General features: G+C 43.0%; 15 protein-coding genes. 11 read left to right on the top strand and 4 right to left on the bottom strand.

Features of this window, described 5'->3' with window-relative positions; all coding sequences use genetic code 11:
• Window positions 1-10 precede the first annotated feature (10 nt).
• Window positions 11-901 carry a PorP/SprF family type IX secretion system membrane protein gene (locus tag ABIE26_RS13650; protein WP_310142100.1) on the top strand — a complete coding sequence of 297 codons (891 nt, stop codon included), beginning with the start codon at window positions 11-13 and terminating at the stop codon, window positions 899-901.
• Between the two features lie 205 nt (window positions 902-1106).
• On the opposite strand, the gene ABIE26_RS13645 is transcribed toward ABIE26_RS13650, so the two are convergent.
• The 3 genes from ABIE26_RS13645 to ABIE26_RS13635 form a co-directional block, all read right to left on the bottom strand.
• Window positions 1107-2921: a RagB/SusD family nutrient uptake outer membrane protein gene (locus tag ABIE26_RS13645; protein WP_310142101.1), complete on the bottom strand. Its 1815-nt coding sequence runs from the start codon at window positions 2919-2921 to the stop codon at window positions 1107-1109.
• An 82-nt stretch (window positions 2922-3003) separates the two neighbouring features.
• On the bottom strand, window positions 3004-4059 hold the full coding sequence (locus ABIE26_RS13640; RefSeq protein WP_310142102.1) for a YeiH family protein: 1056 nt from the start codon (window positions 4057-4059) through the stop codon (window positions 3004-3006).
• 73 nt (window positions 4060-4132) lie between these two features.
• Window positions 4133-5029 carry a LysR family transcriptional regulator gene (locus ABIE26_RS13635; RefSeq protein ID WP_310142104.1) on the bottom strand — a complete coding sequence of 299 codons (897 nt, stop codon included), beginning with the start codon at window positions 5027-5029 and terminating at the stop codon, window positions 4133-4135.
• A gap of 73 nt (window positions 5030-5102) precedes the next feature.
• On the opposite strand from ABIE26_RS13635, the gene ABIE26_RS13630 reads away from it, so the two are divergent.
• The 10 genes from ABIE26_RS13630 (at window position 5103) to ABIE26_RS13585 (ending at window position 16088) form a co-directional block, all read left to right on the top strand.
• The gene (locus ABIE26_RS13630; RefSeq protein ID WP_310142106.1) at window positions 5103-5603 is read left to right on the top strand and encodes an RNA polymerase sigma factor; all 501 of its coding nucleotides are present in this window, start codon (window positions 5103-5105) and stop codon (window positions 5601-5603) included.
• The gene (locus tag ABIE26_RS13625; RefSeq protein WP_310142107.1) at window positions 5590-6219 is read left to right on the top strand and encodes a hypothetical protein; all 630 of its coding nucleotides are present in this window, start codon (window positions 5590-5592) and stop codon (window positions 6217-6219) included. The genes ABIE26_RS13630 and ABIE26_RS13625 overlap by 14 nt, the downstream gene beginning before the upstream one ends.
• 50 nt (window positions 6220-6269) lie before the next feature.
• Window positions 6270-6569, top strand: coding sequence for a hypothetical protein (locus ABIE26_RS13620; RefSeq protein WP_310142109.1), 300 nt, complete (start codon window positions 6270-6272; stop codon window positions 6567-6569).
• A 117-nt stretch (window positions 6570-6686) separates the two neighbouring features.
• Window positions 6687-9995: a preprotein translocase subunit SecA gene (gene secA, locus ABIE26_RS13615; RefSeq protein ID WP_310142110.1), complete on the top strand. Its 3309-nt coding sequence runs from the start codon at window positions 6687-6689 to the stop codon at window positions 9993-9995.
• 64 nt (window positions 9996-10059) lie between these two features.
• Complete coding sequence (locus ABIE26_RS13610) at window positions 10060-10515, top strand: SPOR domain-containing protein (RefSeq protein WP_310142112.1); 456 nt, start codon at window positions 10060-10062, stop codon at window positions 10513-10515.
• Window positions 10515-11699, top strand: a complete 1185-nt coding sequence (locus ABIE26_RS13605; RefSeq protein ID WP_310143403.1) for a M20 metallopeptidase family protein — start codon at window positions 10515-10517, stop codon at window positions 11697-11699. Before ABIE26_RS13610 ends, ABIE26_RS13605 begins: the two co-directional genes overlap by 1 nt.
• A gap of 17 nt (window positions 11700-11716) precedes the next feature.
• On the top strand, window positions 11717-12643 hold the full coding sequence (locus tag ABIE26_RS13600; protein WP_354376048.1) for a hypothetical protein: 927 nt from the start codon (window positions 11717-11719) through the stop codon (window positions 12641-12643).
• Between the two features lie 24 nt (window positions 12644-12667).
• Window positions 12668-14653, top strand: a complete 1986-nt coding sequence (dnaG, locus tag ABIE26_RS13595) for a DNA primase (protein ID WP_310142116.1) — start codon at window positions 12668-12670, stop codon at window positions 14651-14653.
• A 3-nt stretch (window positions 14654-14656) separates the two neighbouring features.
• A complete protein-coding gene (locus tag ABIE26_RS13590; RefSeq protein WP_084238043.1) occupies window positions 14657-15019 on the top strand; it encodes a YraN family protein in 363 nt (120 codons plus the stop codon).
• A complete protein-coding gene (locus tag ABIE26_RS13585) occupies window positions 15000-16088 on the top strand; it encodes a glutaminyl-peptide cyclotransferase (protein WP_310142118.1) in 1089 nt (362 codons plus the stop codon). The genes ABIE26_RS13590 and ABIE26_RS13585 overlap by 20 nt, the downstream gene beginning before the upstream one ends.
• Before the next feature lies 1 nt (window position 16089).
• On the opposite strand, the gene ABIE26_RS13580 is transcribed toward ABIE26_RS13585, so the two are convergent.
• Window positions 16090-16620, bottom strand: coding sequence for a DUF4251 domain-containing protein (locus ABIE26_RS13580; RefSeq protein WP_310142120.1), 531 nt, complete (start codon window positions 16618-16620; stop codon window positions 16090-16092).
• Window positions 16621-16632 lie beyond the last annotated feature (12 nt).

The following is a 16632-nucleotide window of genomic DNA, read 5'->3' as shown; positions in this document are numbered from 1 at the left end:
GAGCAGAAAAATGAAGATCACATATAAAACATTGTTATTGGTGGCGATTGTTGCCATCTGTACGACAAACATAAAAGCACAGTTAAACCCATTATCGGCACAGTATTATACCAATCAGTACCTCATCAATCCTGCCTTTGCAGGGGCAGGTGAAGGTTTGAAGCTGAACGGTGCCTACCGGAAACTATGGAGTAATGTGCCTGGCTCACCTCTAACCCAGAACCTGACAGCCGATTATGGCTTTGGTAAAGTAGGGCTTGGCTTAACGGTTAACAACGAAAGCGCGGGTTTGCAGCGGCAAACCCGGGTGGTGGGCAGTTATGCCTATCACCTGATGTTAAGCGAAAACAATCATAAACTGCACTTTGGCGTTTCCCTGGGTTTCATGAGCCAAAGACTGGAAAATGCGGACATTTATGGTAATCCGAATGATCCGATGGTGGGGCAATACAACGATCGCAAAACCTATCTGGATGGTGATTTTGGTATCGCTTATACCTCAGATAAACTGAACATTCAGGCTTCGGTACCCAATCTAAAAAGCGTGCTGAAAAAGGATGTGATCAAACTCGCTGATGTGGCAACATTTTACACTGCCGCCAGCTATAAGATCCAGCTTAGTGAAGGACCAGAAGGTATAGACATGGAGCCGAAAGTTGCCTACAGGGGCGTAAAAGGTTTTGACAACATCTGGGATGCGGGTTCGCAGTTCAGTATCGCCAACAAACAGGTATTTTTATTGGCCATGTACCACAGCACCGAAAATGCAACCTTTGGTTTGGGGATGGATTTCAGAAAAAAATACCTGATCAGCGGAACATATACTACACAAACATCAGCTTTGAGTGGTTATACCAATGGTAGTTTTGAACTGAATTTGAGGCTGAATCTGAGTAAATAGGTATTGGGGCTGGCTAAAAAGCCGGCCCCAACATTTGATACGCTTTCAATTTTGGCAAATCACTTTCCTTGCCTGCTATTTGGCTCTTCTTCGGTTTTAGTTGGCATAGGCATTTCAATGGCCTGTTTTTGCAACAACAAAAAAGTAAAAGAACTTTGACTGGTGTAAAGTTGATTGGCGGTTTAGTGATGTGACCCGTCGTATGCTAATATCCTGGATTTTGGACCATAAACCTGTTTAACATCATTTCTATCTGAGGTATAGGCATCAGCTTTTGGTAAGATTGAACCCCCAATACAGATTCCGCTAAACCGTTGCGTTTCAGGAAAGCAAAAAATACCCCTTCGTTATTCAAATCTGCCTTTATTTCTTCCTGCAGCAATGATAAAACATTACTCTCGTTTGAAGAAATGGCTGTTTTTCCATTTCTTTCGCGTACCAGATTCAGTAAAGAAATAGCTTCATCTTTATTGTTCAATTTCAGATTGACCTCTGAAGCAAGAAGAATTACATCTGTATACCGGATTAAACTCCGATAATTCCCCTTTCCATATAAGTCATAGCTGGCAGGTTTTAAAGTAGGAGACTGGTTATAATCAACTCCGAAAATGGTTTCCAGGCGAGTGGTGTGAATTTGGGATTTGCTGGCCAGGGTACGTTTTTTGCTATCTATAATTTGAGATAGGTATTTTTTAGCAATAAGATAATCTCCATTATCGGCGGCGATCCTGGCTGCAACAGCCCGGGCTAAATCAATTTCATTATCAAAAGCACCTAAATTCTGGATAGCTTCATCCAAGTCCGCGATTAGCCTTTCAGATATTGTCTTTTTGCTAACCCTTGCAGGAGGATTTTGATAATCCTGATAATTGCCAGTATTTACAAAAGGAACATCGCCCCAAAAATTCATCAGAACCCAGTAATTATAGGCAAAATATGGAAGAGATTTATGCTTAAAAGATTTAAAAGAAGAGGATTTCGCTGCGTAATCCACTATGGTATTCGCCCTGGCGATACCTTTGTACAAATCGGCAAATAAAGTAGCGATATCTCCATTGGAGGGGTTAATCCTATGCAGATAAAAATCGTGTTGCGGTAATCCGGAAACAGTCCTGGTATATAAGCCTTCAAGTCTGAAATATTGCTCTGTTGCTTTAGTGGTTACATCCAGCAAACCATTATAGGCGGCCCTGTATGCCGCTTCGTCTTTAAAGTAATCTTCACCACCTATAACTTCGCTTCCTTCTATTTCCACAGAAAAGGCCTTGCCAATAGCGAAATCACTTAATGTGGTATTAAATGCTTTATACCGGGTTTTTATATTATCGGAGATGGCTTTAGCATTCAAACTCTTTAAACCCTGCTTTATCGCTTGCTTTAAAGATTCTTCTATTGCGCCATCATTATCCAGATCGGCAGAAAGGGTACTTAAAAGTTCAGTTAATTTTGCGTTATCTGATTGAGCGGTATTCAGCAATGCTGCAGAAATACCGAGCAAAATATTAGAATTGTCGTCGTTCTTTGTTAACGAAACCAATTCGCTGCTGGTTGTTGGTGATGTTTTAACAAAAAAAGCAGTATAAATTTCAGTTAGTGCTTGTTTCTTTGCTTCATTGAAACTTTTCTTTTCTTTCTTCATCAAAGATTTAACCCTTTTTTCTTCCAGATGGCTCAGCACATTTACATTTATTTGCTTATTGCTGGCAATATCGGCAATGGCATTTAGCGTTATTTGAGCCGTAGAAAGATTTCCGGTTACTTCGTTGAAGTAGAAGCCATTTACCGACAACTGAACATAATTAGATGCCAGCTCTATATCAACTAAAGAAAAGCTTCCCTTGTCGTCCTGTATTTCCGATTTGAAAGACCTTCCGGTTGGGTTCAATTCTGAATTGAGTTCATAAATGGTAACTACAGAGCCACGAACAAAAGGGCCTTTTTCTACTGTCCCTCGTATAGTAACCTTTTGATCTGGTTCTGAAGGATCGTTCTTTTTGGAACAGGCCATTAAGAAAGCCATAGCAAACAATAGAACAAAAGATTTGAAAGCTTGGCTGGTAAAAAGCGTCATGGTAAAATTTTTCTTGTAAAGATATGTAAATCTAGGTTGTTTTTGAATTTTTTATATTAAAGATAACTTGTGTAACCAAGCTCACAGGCAGAAGAGGCACAATAATCATGATGATGGGTGGTATACATTTGTATCTGCCATTATCTGAAAGAAGTATCACAGGGAATATTTGCAGTACAAGAATGATATAAAGACTTAATGCTGAAATGAGCACCCATAGTGTTGTACCCAGTACCAGCGGACTGCTGCCTACCTCTTTTAAAGTTTTAAAAGATAAGCCGGAGCCTATAAGAAACAAGGTAAGGCTTAACCCGGATTTGGCCAGGCCAACCAGGTAATGGCTATAGTGGCTTATAAAAGGAATATAGGTGTTTGCCAGTATGGCCAATACAAACAAGGCAATGAAATAGGGTATCTGTACTTTGACTTTATTGGTTTTAAACACATAGGTGGCAGCAAAGGATACCGGAATGATCCAGAGCGCCCGCGCTAGTTTTACGGTAGTGGCAACCTGCAGGGCTTGTTCGCCGTATTTACTGGCGGCACCAACCACCGAACTGGTGTCGTGTATGGAAATGGCGCACCAGAGGCCAAATTGGTTTTGCGATAAATGTAGCCAGTGGCCTACAGCAGGAAATAGGAACAGGGCTGCAGAATTGAGCATAAATACTGTGCCAAGTGCTACAGAGATCTGCTGCTGATTGGCCTTCATTACCGGTGAAAGCGCTGCTATAGCGCTACCGCCGCAAATGGCCGTGCCGGCAGAAATCAGTGATGTGGTTTTAAGGTCTATTTTTAGTTTCCTGCCAATGAAATAGCCCGTTGTGAGCACAACCAGGATAGAGCCTACTGTAAAAAGCAGACCTTCTTTTCCTGCAGTTATTGCGCTGTAAATGTTCATGCCGAAACCCAGCCCGATAACCGAAAGTTTGAGCAGGAGATGTGTAGCCTTTTGGCTGGATTGCGGATAGGGGTGTTCCATGGTTTGGGCCAGGACCAGTCCGAGCAACAGAGCCAAAGGCGCCGTGATGTAAGGACTTAAGGTAAGTGCTGCTGCGGCTAGAAAAATAAGTTTGCGGATATTCATAGTATTGCTGTATTTCTATTGCAAAACTATGCAGGTCATTACTGGAATTTATATTCCAAATATTTATGATTTATTACTTCATGTTATAATGAAGGCTGGCGAAACGCATTAGCTTTTCAGCAAGTGCGTCTGCATGACCCTGGAGATGAATGAAATATAAACTTCTGGTTATAGATAGTCCTTTGATGTCAATAACCCGTAGGTCACCATTTAAGAGCTCTCTGTTAATGGAGTGGACGGATAAAAAAGCAAGTGTAGATGAATGCATCAGGTACGATTTGATACTTTCGGTATTACCCAGTTGAATCTCGACCCTTAAATCGGCCAGGGACAAACCGGATGTTTTTAATGCGTGGTCTATTACCTGTCGGGTGCCTGAACCCTGCTCGCGCACAATAAAATGATGATCCTTTAATTGTTCTGGTGTTATTTCTGAAGTTTTGGCCAGCGGGTGTTGCTTATTGCAGACCAGCACAATCTCGTCCTGCATAAAATCAGAATAGCTGATCTCCAGATTTTTGGATCGGCCTTCCACAATACCCAGTTCTATTTCTTTTTTCAGTAAAGCCTTTTCAATCTGTTCGGTATTACCAGTGATCAGTTTGAGCTCTATATCGCTGAACTTCTTTTTGAAACCAGCAAGGATGGGTGCGATAAGGTACTGGGAAATTGTAGTACTTGCCCCCAGGTGCAGTACACCCAGGTGTTTTTGGAGTAAAGCGTTCATGTCAAAATCAATAGACCTGTAAATGGCAAAGAGGGATTCGGTATGATTCAGGAGCACCTGACCCGCTGGGGTTAACCCTATCTTGTTGCCCTTCCGGTCGAACAGTTTGTTGTTGTATTGCTGCTCCAGTTCGCGGATGTGTTTGGTTACCGCAGGCTGACTGATGTATAATTCTTCTGCAGCCCTTGAAAAACTAAGCCTTTTGGCAACAGTATAAAAAACGGTTAAGCGAAAATCGGCCATGATTCCGGATTAATTTTATCAAAGATGTAATTTTAGTACTGGTTTTACGACTTATTGTTCAAATTGAAACAGGATGGAGCAGGTATTTATCGAAATGATAAACAAACATCGCGGAATTATATACAAGGTTTGCAATCTCTATGCGGTGAGCAGGGAGGATAAGAACGACCTCTTCCAGGAGATTGTGCTTCAGCTCTGGCGGGCATTCCCATCCTTCAGGGAAGAGTCGAAACAAAGCACCTGGATGTACCGCATCGCTCTAAATACGGCCATTACCAATTTTAGAAAAGAAAGTAAACGGCTGGAGCGCAGGGAAATTTCGTCAGATGAGTTTCAGATTCCTGATCTGGGCGCATATACTGAAGAAGATGAACAGATGTTCATGCTCAAACAGGCGATTGAGGCATTAACAGAAGTAGAGAAAGCCATCATTCTGCTGTACCTGGAAGAGAAGAACTATGAAGAAATCAGTGAAATCATCGGGATCAGTAAGACCAATGTTGGGGTCAGGATCAACCGGATTAAAATTAAACTGGAGAAAATAATTAAAACAGATCGTTATGAACTTAGATGAGTTGAAAACTGCCTGGCAGGAATATGATAACCGGTTGACTGCAACAGAGGAGATCAACCAAAAAGTAATTGCAAGCATGATCGGGGAACGGTCTGTTTCCAGAGTTGCCAGGATCAGAAGGCGTTATATGGAAATGTTGTGCCTTTTTCTTTTTTACACGGTTTGCCTTACTGGTTTTTTCTTCGGAAATCCTTTCGATTATACTTTTCCGGTACAATACATACCGCTTGCGGCGATAGTGTTGTGCTGCATATTAATGGTGATTTTTTTGTTCAGAGCACGGATGGCACTTAAAAAGATAGAGCTGGAGAGGCAAAATCTAGAGGGAGCATTGGTACAGGTTATTGCGGCTTACGCAAAATACAGGAAAAGTTTCAGGTATATCATCATCCTGTTGTTCTGTTCTTCCATGTTGCTCAACCTGTCACGTATTATAGCCAAAATACCTGAATCGGGAATATTGGAGGCAGTTTATTCCTTCCTTATCTTTGCTGCGCTGATGGGGTTCGCCTGGTTTTATGCAGGAAAAAAAACAAATGGCTGGCCCGATTTAGGAAAAGAAGAAAAAGGCCTCTATGCCGATCTTGAAGAACTTAAGGAGCTGAATGCGCAATAAATGAGTAAATTTAGGAGGACTGGAATAGAATTTGTAGCTTTGGCGCGGACATGAGACACATAGTTACCTTATCGCTGGTTTTTTTTAGCCTGACCCACCTTGCAAAGGCGGAGCGGGTAGAAGGACTGCGTATCGTAACCAAATATTGCAATAGTCAGCAGCTGGAAAAGAAATCGGCAGCAATAAGGCTAAGCCAACCTGATGACCAGCACCACCCTTTCTTTTTGTCGTACAATGCCCTTAGTGCTATAGGTGTATTGCCAGAAAAACGCATTGAGCAGCATAGCATCAATAATTACGTTATTGTTGATCTGACCATAAAAGAACAAACCAAGAACAACAGCCCCTAATTCCCAGTCTATCCCAGTTTTTAACACCCCTGCAACTGACATTGTGGCTCAATTGGCCGCGTGGCCTGGTTGTTGTAATTTCACCATTTTTTTAAAAATATAAACACAAAACATTATATGTTAGGATTTTTAGCCAAGATTTTTGGAAGCAAATCAGAAAGAGACATCAAGGCCTTACAGCCTATCGTTACCAAAATAAATGAAGAATATGCGAGGTTGTCGGCTTTAAGTAACGACGAACTGCGCGCAAAGACCGCATACTTTAAAGATATTATTGCCAAGGCCCTGGCCGAAATTGATGGCAAGATCAGTAGTTTGAAAACAGATGCTGAAAGTCAGGATTTATCACTAGCCGATAAAACAGCTTTGTACGATCAGGTTGATGCATTGATTAAAGACCGCGATAAGGAATTGGAAGTTGTTTTACAACAAATCCTGCCGGAAGCATTTGCAGTGGTTAAGGAGACATCGAGACGTTTTTCCGAAAATGAAACGCTTGAGGTTACTGCAACCCAATTTGACAGAGACTATGCTGCAAAAAAGAAGAATGTAACCATACAAGGCGATAAGGCACTTTGGGCTAACCGTTGGGAAGCCGCAGGAGTAGATGTAGTATGGAACATGGTACATTACGATGTGCAGCTGATAGGCGGTATGGTATTGCACAGCGGCAAAATTGCTGAGATGGCCACTGGTGAGGGTAAAACATTGGTAAGTACATTGCCAGCTTACCTGAACGCATTGGCCGGACAGGGTGTACACATTGTAACTGTGAACGATTACCTTGCCCGTCGTGACTCGGAGTGGAACGGTCCGCTGTTTGAATTCCATGGTATCTCTGTAGATTGTATTGACAAGCATGAGCCGAACTCGCAGGAACGCAGGAATGCTTACCTGGCCGATATCACCTATGGTACAAATAACGAATTTGGTTTTGATTACCTGCGTGACAATATGTCGCAGACCCCAGATCAGCTGGTTCAGCGCAAGCTGCATTTTGCCATGGTGGATGAGGTCGATTCGGTTTTAATTGATGATGCGCGTACCCCTTTGATCATTTCCGGACCGGTTCCTTTTGGTGATCAGCATGAATTCCATGAACTGAAACCAAGGATTGAACGCCTGGTAAATGCCCAGAAAGAATATGTAACCAGGGCATTAAACGATGCCAAGAAATTAATAAATGAAGGCAAAGCCGGAACTGAAGAAGGCGAAGGTGGTCTGGCGCTTTTACGTGCCCACCGTGGTTTACCTAAAAATAAAGCTTTGATCAAGTTTTTGAGTGAAGGTAGCGTAAAGCAAACCTTACTGAAAACTGAGAACCATTATATGGCCGATCAGTCTAAAAATATGCCTAAGGTAGACGCTGAGTTGTTTTTTCATATTGATGAGAAGAACAATCAGGTTGAACTTACCGAAAAAGGTATCGAGCTGATCACCAAATCTGGTGAAGACCATAACTTCTTTGTGCTTCCTGATGTGGGTACAGAGATCGCAGAGATCGAAAAATCGTCACTAAGCAGTGAAGAGAAGATTGCACAAAAAGATGCCCTGATGCGTGATTATTCGATCAAGGCTGAGCGCATCCATTCGGTAAACCAATTGTTGAAAGCTTATACCCTATTTGAAATTGATGTAGAATACATCATTGATGAGGGTAAGATTAAGATTGTAGATGAGCAGACTGGCCGTATTATGGATGGCCGTCGTTATTCGGATGGTTTACACCAGGCAATTGAGGCCAAAGAGAATGTTAAGGTTGAAGACGCTTCGCAAACCTATGCTACAGTTACCCTGCAGAACTTTTTCAGAATGTACCATAAGCTTTGCGGTATGACTGGTACAGCAACCACAGAAGCCGGTGAGTTCTGGTCTATCTATAAACTGGATGTGGTGGAAATCCCTACAAACAGGGTGATCTCCAGAAAAGACCAGCAAGATTATGTATACCGTACGGTACGTGAAAAATACAATGCCGTTGCAGAAGAGATTGTGAAATTGACCCAGGAGGGAAGGCCGGTATTGGTGGGTACTACTTCGGTAGAGATCTCGGAATTGCTGAGCCGGATGCTGAAACTTCGTGGTATCAAGCACAACGTACTGAACGCTAAAATGCACCAGAAAGAGGCCGATATTGTGGCCGAAGCTGGTCAGACTGGTCAGGTGACCATTGCTACCAATATGGCTGGTCGTGGTACCGATATTAAATTAGGCCCTGGCGTTAAAGAAGCCGGAGGTTTGGCCATCGTTGGTACAGAGCGCCACGAGTCGCGCCGGGTAGACAGGCAGCTGCGCGGTCGTTCCGGAAGGCAGGGAGACCCGGGTTCATCTCAGTTCTTCGTGTCGTTGGAAGACAACCTGATGCGTTTGTTTGGATCGGAAAGAATCTCTAACATCATGGTAAAAATGGGTATTGAGGATGGTGAGGTGATCCAGCATTCGATGATCACCAAATCTATAGAGCGTGCCCAGAAAAAAGTAGAGGAGAACAACTTTGGTATCCGTAAGCGTTTGCTGGAATACGATGATGTGATGAACTCTCAACGTTCGGTAATTTATGCAAAACGTAAAAATGCCTTGTTTGGCGAGCGTTTGGATGTTGACATGAGCAATATGGTATTTGACGTTGCTGAAGACATTGTAACTGAATATAAAGAAGAAGGTAATTTTGAAGGCTTTAAGCTGGAAGTGATCAAAAACTTCTCGGCCGATACTTCAATCGATGAAAATGAGTTCAACACTAAAGGCATCCACCATTTAACAGACAAATTGTTTGAAGAGGTAACTGCCTTCTATGCGCGTAAATCGGATGCCATCATTGAGCAGGCCATGCCGGTGCTGAACCAGGTGTATGCAGAACGAGGTGCACAGATTGAGCAGATCGTTGTGCCGTTTACAGATGGCATGCGCAGCATTCAGGTGCCGGTAGGACTTAAAAAAGCGATAGACAATGGCGGTCGCGAGATCACCAAGTCGTTTGAGAAAACAATTGTACTTGCCCTCATTGATGAGTCATGGAAAGAGCATCTGCGTGAAATGGACGAATTAAAACAATCTGTACAGAATGCAGTTTACGAACAGAAAGACCCACTGATCATTTATAAAATGGAAGCTTTTAACCTGTTCAAGAACATGCTGAATGCGGTGAACAAAGAGGTAGTGAGCTTCCTGTATAAGGGTGGTATCCCGATACAGACAGATCCGAACGATGTACGTGAGGCACAGGCACCAAGACCTGCACCAAGCAGGTTAAAAATGTCTAAACCGGAGTTCGGACATGAAAGCAGCAGTGCTGATGTGATGGAAGATACCCGTGAATTGGCTCCACAGCAGCCCATCCGCAAGGAAGTAACAGTGGGCAGGAACGAGCCTTGTCCTTGCGGTAGCGGCAAGAAATTCAAAAACTGTCACGGCGCAGGATTGTAATTTGTATTAAACATATAGAATGCCGAGTTTTGTAAAAAATTCGGCATTCTTTTTTTATCCTTTCATGAAGAAATTGTTAACTGGTATATTGTGTTGTTTTTCTGCTGTGGTAGTGGCCCAGACTAAGGGTGTAGTTGCAGTAGTTAAAGATCCGATGATAGACAGTTTGATTGCAAAACGTATTGAGTTGAACCTGAAACCCGCTACAACAGGGACTCCAGGTAGTGTAAGCCCGGTAAGACCGGGTACAGCCATCGTTTCGCAAGTGGGTTACCGGGTACAGATCTATTACGGATCAGACCGGCGTGAGGTTTATAATGAGCAAAGCAAGTTTAACTCCAGCTACCCGGAATTAAATACTTACATTACCTATAAACAACCTAATTATTATTTACGGGTTGGTGATTTCAGGACGCGTCTGGAAGCACAGCGCCTGCTAAATGAACTCAGGCCAATGTTCCCCACCTTATTTATTTTCAGGGAAAAGATTAATGCACCTAATTTAGAACCACAACAATGATGATTAAAGACAAGATCCAGACCCTTTCGGGTAATATATTTGAACAGGTTGTTGGCTATCGCCAGCATTTACATGCCAATCCGGAACTTTCTTTCAAGGAATACCAGACTTCAGCCTTTGTAAAGGGAATTCTGACCGATTGGGGTATCCCTTTTACAGAAATGGCTGATACCGGTGTTGTAGGTTTAATTAAAGGTGAACTGCCTTCGGATAAAATCATCGCCCTGCGTGCCGATATGGACGCGTTGCCGATAACCGAGGCAAACGATAAACCTTATGCTTCTAAAAATCCTGGTGTGATGCACGCCTGCGGTCATGACGTGCATACTTCTTCCTTGTTGGGAAGCGCATACATTTTAAATCAGCTGAAAAAAGAGTTTGGCGGAACCATAAAACTGATCTTCCAGCCTGCCGAGGAAATACTCCCGGGTGGTGCAAGTATCATGATCAAAGAAGGGGTACTGGAGAACCCTAAGCCGCAGCATATCATAGGACAACATGTAATGCCTTTGATAGATGCAGGTAAGGTAGGCTTCCGTTCAGGCATTTACATGGCTTCTACCGACGAGTTGTATGTTACCGTGCGCGGTAAAGGCGGACATGGTGCACAACCGCATCAGAATATAGACCCTGTGCTCATCACCTCGCATATCATTGTTGCCCTGCAGCAGATTGTGAGCAGAAATGCAGATCCACGTTTGCCTTCAGTACTTTCATTCGGAAAGGTGATTGCCAATGGTGCCACCAATATTATCCCTAATGAAGTGAAGCTGGAAGGCACATTCAGAACCCTGAATGAGGAATGGCGTAAGGAAGCCAAACGCCTGATGAAAAAGATGGCGGAAGGCATTGCCGAAAGTATGGGCGGAAGTTGCGAATTTACTATTATGGATGGTTACCCTTACCTGATTAACGAAGAAAAACTGACCGCCAACACGCGTGCTTTTGCCGAAGATTACCTGGGTAAAGAAAATGTGCTCGATCTGGATATCTGGATGGCTGCGGAAGATTTTGCTTATTATTCGCAAATCACCGATGCTTGTTTTTATAGGTTAGGAACAGGAAACAAAGAAAAAGATACCCACTATTCTGTACATACGCCAAATTTTGACATTGATGAAGACGCTTTAAAAGTATCGACAGGTTTAATGGCCTATGTTGCGCTGAAACAGCTGGGCAATTGAAGAAAGGATTGATTTATATGGTGTTGATGATCTTTGCAAAACCCGGGTTTGCACAGGAAATTCAGCGCTTTAATCCGGATACGATCAAAACCATCCAGCTGGATTCTGTGGTGAATATCAAAGCGCAGAAGTTTGGTGTGGAGACCTTTATCAATGCCATCATTACCGATCAGAGTTTTTATCAGGCTTTCAGGAACATGAAGCGGTATAATTTTATTGCTGAAAACCGCATTTATACCTACGATAAGAAAAATAAGGTAGACGGCCGTATTTACCGTAAGATTAAACACACCAACCAGGGACCGGAAAAAATGGTATACCTGGCCAAACAGGATACAGGTAAGGTTTATAAGAAGAACGGTAAATACCAGTTGTACACCATAGAGATGTTTGACTACATCTTTATGAATGCCTATAAAACGGATTTTGTGAAGGAAGGCCCAATGACAGAAAATAAAAATGCTGAAACCAACGAAAGTTACAAGGATAAACTGAAGACCCTGATATTTGCCCCGGGGAGGCCTATCAAAGGCCTGCCTTTTATTGGCAGCAAAACCCAGATCTTTACGGCCAACATGCGCCAGTATTACGATTATGCTTACCATAGCGGTACCTACCTGGATTCTATACCGGTTTACCGGTTTAAGGTTACCGTTAAAAAGGACTTGAGCAAAGGCACAAAGGATGGCCTGATGATCAAGGAGCTGACTACCATTTTTGACAAACGGAATTTTGAGATCCTGGGCCGCTATGTAGACATGAAGTACAGCAATATGCTGTTCGACTTTGATGTGCAGATGAATATCGAGACCAGCTATTTTGGAGAAGAAAAGCTGCCCACCAAGATCACCTATCAGGGAAACTGGGATTATCCGTTTAAAAAGGAAGAACGTGCCAGTTTCCTGATTGTACATAAGGATTATCAGGCGGGCAAAGAAAAATAGTTAAATTAGGAGAGCGTTAGTAAAATGATCAACCAGGATACCATAAACAAAATAATGGACACCGTCCGCATTGAGGAAGTGGTAGGCGATTTTGTTGCGCTTAAAAAGCGGGGTACCAGTCTGATCGGTAATTGCCCTTTTCATAACGAAAAAACACCTTCCTTTAATGTTTCTGTAACCAAGGGGATTTACAAATGTTTCGGCTGTGGCAAGGGGGGCGATTCGGTCCACTTTATTATGGACCACGAGAAGTATTCCTATCCCGAGGCACTTAAATACCTGGCCAATAAATACAATATAGAGGTTGAGGAAACGATTCAGTCGCCACAGAATATTGAAGCCCAGAATGCCCGTGAAAGTCTCTACATTGTTTCGGAGTACGCCGCCAGTTACTTTGCAAACGAACTCTGGACCGGCAACGATGGCCGAGCAATAGGCCTCAGTTATTTTAAAGAGCGTGGTTTCAGGGAAGATATATTAAAGAAATTCCAGTTGGGATATTCGCCGGATATATGGGATGCCCTGATCCAGAGTGCTGCCGGAGCCGGGCATAAGGAAGAATACCTGGAAAAGACAGGCCTGGCCATCAGAAACGATAAAGGCAAGTTGTACGACCGTTTCAGGGGGCGTGTGATGTTCCCGATCCATAATTTTACCGGAAGGGTAATTGGTTTCGGCGGGCGTACACTTAAAACCGATAAAAATGTTCCAAAATATGTAAACTCTCCTGAGAGTGACATCTACCATAAATCCAACGTGCTTTATGGTTTGTACCATGCAAAAAAGGCCATCAGAGACCTGGACAATTGTTACCTGGTTGAGGGCTATGCGGATGTGCTGGCGGTGCACCAGGCGGGGATAGAGAATGTGGTCGCTTCTTCAGGAACTTCACTGACCACAGAGCAGATCAGGCTTATCGGGCGTTTCACGCAAAATGTGACCATCCTGTATGATGGGGATGCTGCGGGTATCAAGGCCTCTTTGCGCGGGTTGGACATGATCCTGGAAGAAGGCCTGAACGTAAAGGTAGTGCTTTTCCCGGATGGGCATGACCCCGACTCATACATGCACCATGTAGGCTCGGGTGAGTTTAAAAAGTACATTGAAGAAAACCGCAGGGATTTCATCTTGTACAAGGCCAATATTTTACTTAAAGAAGCCGGTACTGATCCCATAAAACGGGCCGGTATCATCAGGGACATTATAGAGAGTATTGCGAAGATCCCAGATGACATTAAAGCTGCGGTCTTTATCAGAGAGTGCAGTAACCTGCTGCAGGTAGAAGAAAGGATTCTGCTTTCAGAACTCAACAAAATGCGGGCTGCGAAGCTGAAAAAAGCTTCGGGAGGGGGGCAAACCCCGCAACAGCAATCTTTCCAGCAACACCAGAACGCATCAGGCCCTTACGGGGATATGCCGCCAGATAATCTGTTTGAGAGCGAAGGGTCATATCAAGACCCGGGCCCGCAGGCCCCGGTAAACAACGATCTGATACAGGAACAGGAAATTGTGCGTTTGCTGCTCGCTTTTGGGCACGAACTGGTGAATTGGGACGGTATAGACAATATGTATATCGGGTCTTTCATTGTTCAAAACCTGACAGATGTGGTGTTTGAGGACAAACTTTGCAATGTGGTTATTGAAACCTACAGGGAAGAAATTGAGAATGGGCATTTACCTGTAGCCAGTCAGTTTATCAAAAACCCGGACCGGCAGATTGCCGAACTGGCCATCAACCTGTCTACCTCGCCCTATATTTTAAGTGAAAACTGGGAAAACAAGCATAATATCTATGTAAGGGACGAAACGGTAAATTTAAAAGCTACGATATTGGGCGGATTGTTTCACCTGAAAAAAACGAAAATAGCGGGGATATTACAAAACATCTCCAATGAAATAAAAGTGGAAACGGATCCTGTAAACCTGGAGATTCTGATGCAGAAATTTGTGCTGATGAAGGGCGTGGAAAAAGAGATTTCCAAACACCTGGGCATAACCATTTTAAAATAAAGAATGGCAGTACACAATGACCTGGGCAAAAGAGGCGAACAGATTGCTGCCGCGTACCTGGAAAACCTGGGCTATCGCATTTTGCATGTGAACTGGAAATGTGGAAGAGCAGAGGTAGACGTGATTGCCGACCAGCAGGGGACGATTATTTTTGTGGAAGTAAAAACACGAAGTTCTACAGATTATGGTCACCCAGAGGATTTTGTGGACTATAAAAAAGAACGGCAACTGGAATTTGCCTCATCGGCCTATATTGAGATGACCAATCACCAGAAAGAGATTCGTTTTGACATTATTGCAATTGTTTTTGAAAATAAAGACCTTTATAAAATTAATCATATAGAAGATGCATTCTGGCCAAGTTAAAAATACCTTTCGCAGTGCAGTTTTTTGCCTGCTGTTCAGCTTATCGTTCATGATGTCCTGTAAGGACAAAACATCGGCTCCCGGAGTTTCCTTTAAATTGCCTGAGCAGGGACAGTCCATAGGTTTAGGCGAAGACCTGAAAATTGCCCTGGATGTTCCTGAGGGGACGAATATTACTTCAGCTACTTATTTGCTGGAAGGCAAACCATTGGCAGAGAAAACAAACGGAGAAGCCGTATCTGTAAGTACAAAAGGGCTTTCTTTGGGCTATAAGCTGATTACGGCTGTGGTTGACAATGGCAGCAAAAAAGACACCTTAACGATCAATATAGAGCTTACGTCAACAGTTAAGCCAAAGCTGTATGGCTACCAATTGGTGAAAACCATGCCACATGACACCTCTGCCTATACCCAAGGGCTGGAATATCATAACGGCCGTTTTCTGGAAAGCACCGGGCAGCAACAGCATTCTACCTTGAGATGGGTTGATGTAACATCAGGAAAGGTACAGCAGAAGATAAAACTGGAAGACAAATACTTTGGCGAAGGTTCTACATTGGTGGGGGATAAGGTTGTGATGCTAACCTATAAGGACAATATTGGACTCGTATATGATGCAAAAACATTTCAGCAGCAGGGCACCTTTGTGTATTCGACCACCAGAGATGGCTGGGGCTTGTGTTTTGATGGTAAACAACTGATCATGTCTGATGGTTCTAACCTGCTTTATTTTATGAATAAAGACACCTATAAAGATGAAAGCACCCTGGCGGTATACGATAACAATGGCCCTGTAGATTCACTGAACGAACTGGAATATATAGACGGCAAGATCTATGCGAATATTTATACGAAGAATATTGTAGTGGTGATTGACCCTGCAACAGGTGTGGTAGAGCAACAAATTGACTTTTCAGGATTATTACCGGGTGATTATTTTAAAACAGAAGATGACCGGGCTAACAATGTATTGAACGGGATTGCCTGGGACAGGGCAGGAAAACGGCTGTTTGTTACAGGAAAAAAATGGCCTCACCTGTTTGAGGTGAAGCCGGTAGCTAAAAAATAGCCTATTTCTTTTGTTTGGGTTCGCTAATGTATCCGTTAAAGGATATGGACTGCTTGTTATTGCTGTTTACATTTAAGGTAGCATACCCATTTTCAGATACATTAAGGGTCATAGATTGTGTGTCCTTCGTATCTTTCGGATTGATGGTAATAAGCCAGGAGCCTTTCTTCTTTTGCGTTGCTTTATATTTAAAGTCTTTCGATTTGAACTTAATGCCCGAATCGTCAGGGTTCATGGTAGCAGTATAGGCCCTTCCATAGTAAGGAAGGTAAGCCTCTACACTGTCTTTAGCAACTGTAAGCTGGTACTGTGATCCGGTAAGTTGGATCAGTCCACCACCATTGCCGCCAGGCATTTTGCTTAAAATGTTATTTACATCCATATTGGCCATTGGCATAGCCGAAGTGGCATTGAATATAAAATTCTGCGCATTGATTACCTTTATGGTAGTTTCCTTATCGGTTTGGGCATTTACCTGAATGCTTATAACTAGCAGGGCGGCAAATGCCAGCATGTTTTTAATTGTTTTCATCTGTATATTATT

It is taken from the genome of Pedobacter africanus (assembly GCF_040548825.1).
GTDB lineage: Bacteria > Bacteroidota > Bacteroidia > Sphingobacteriales > Sphingobacteriaceae > Pedobacter > Pedobacter africanus_A.
Note: the sequence above shows the minus strand (reverse complement) of the source record. Positions and strands in the feature narration are given on the sequence as shown.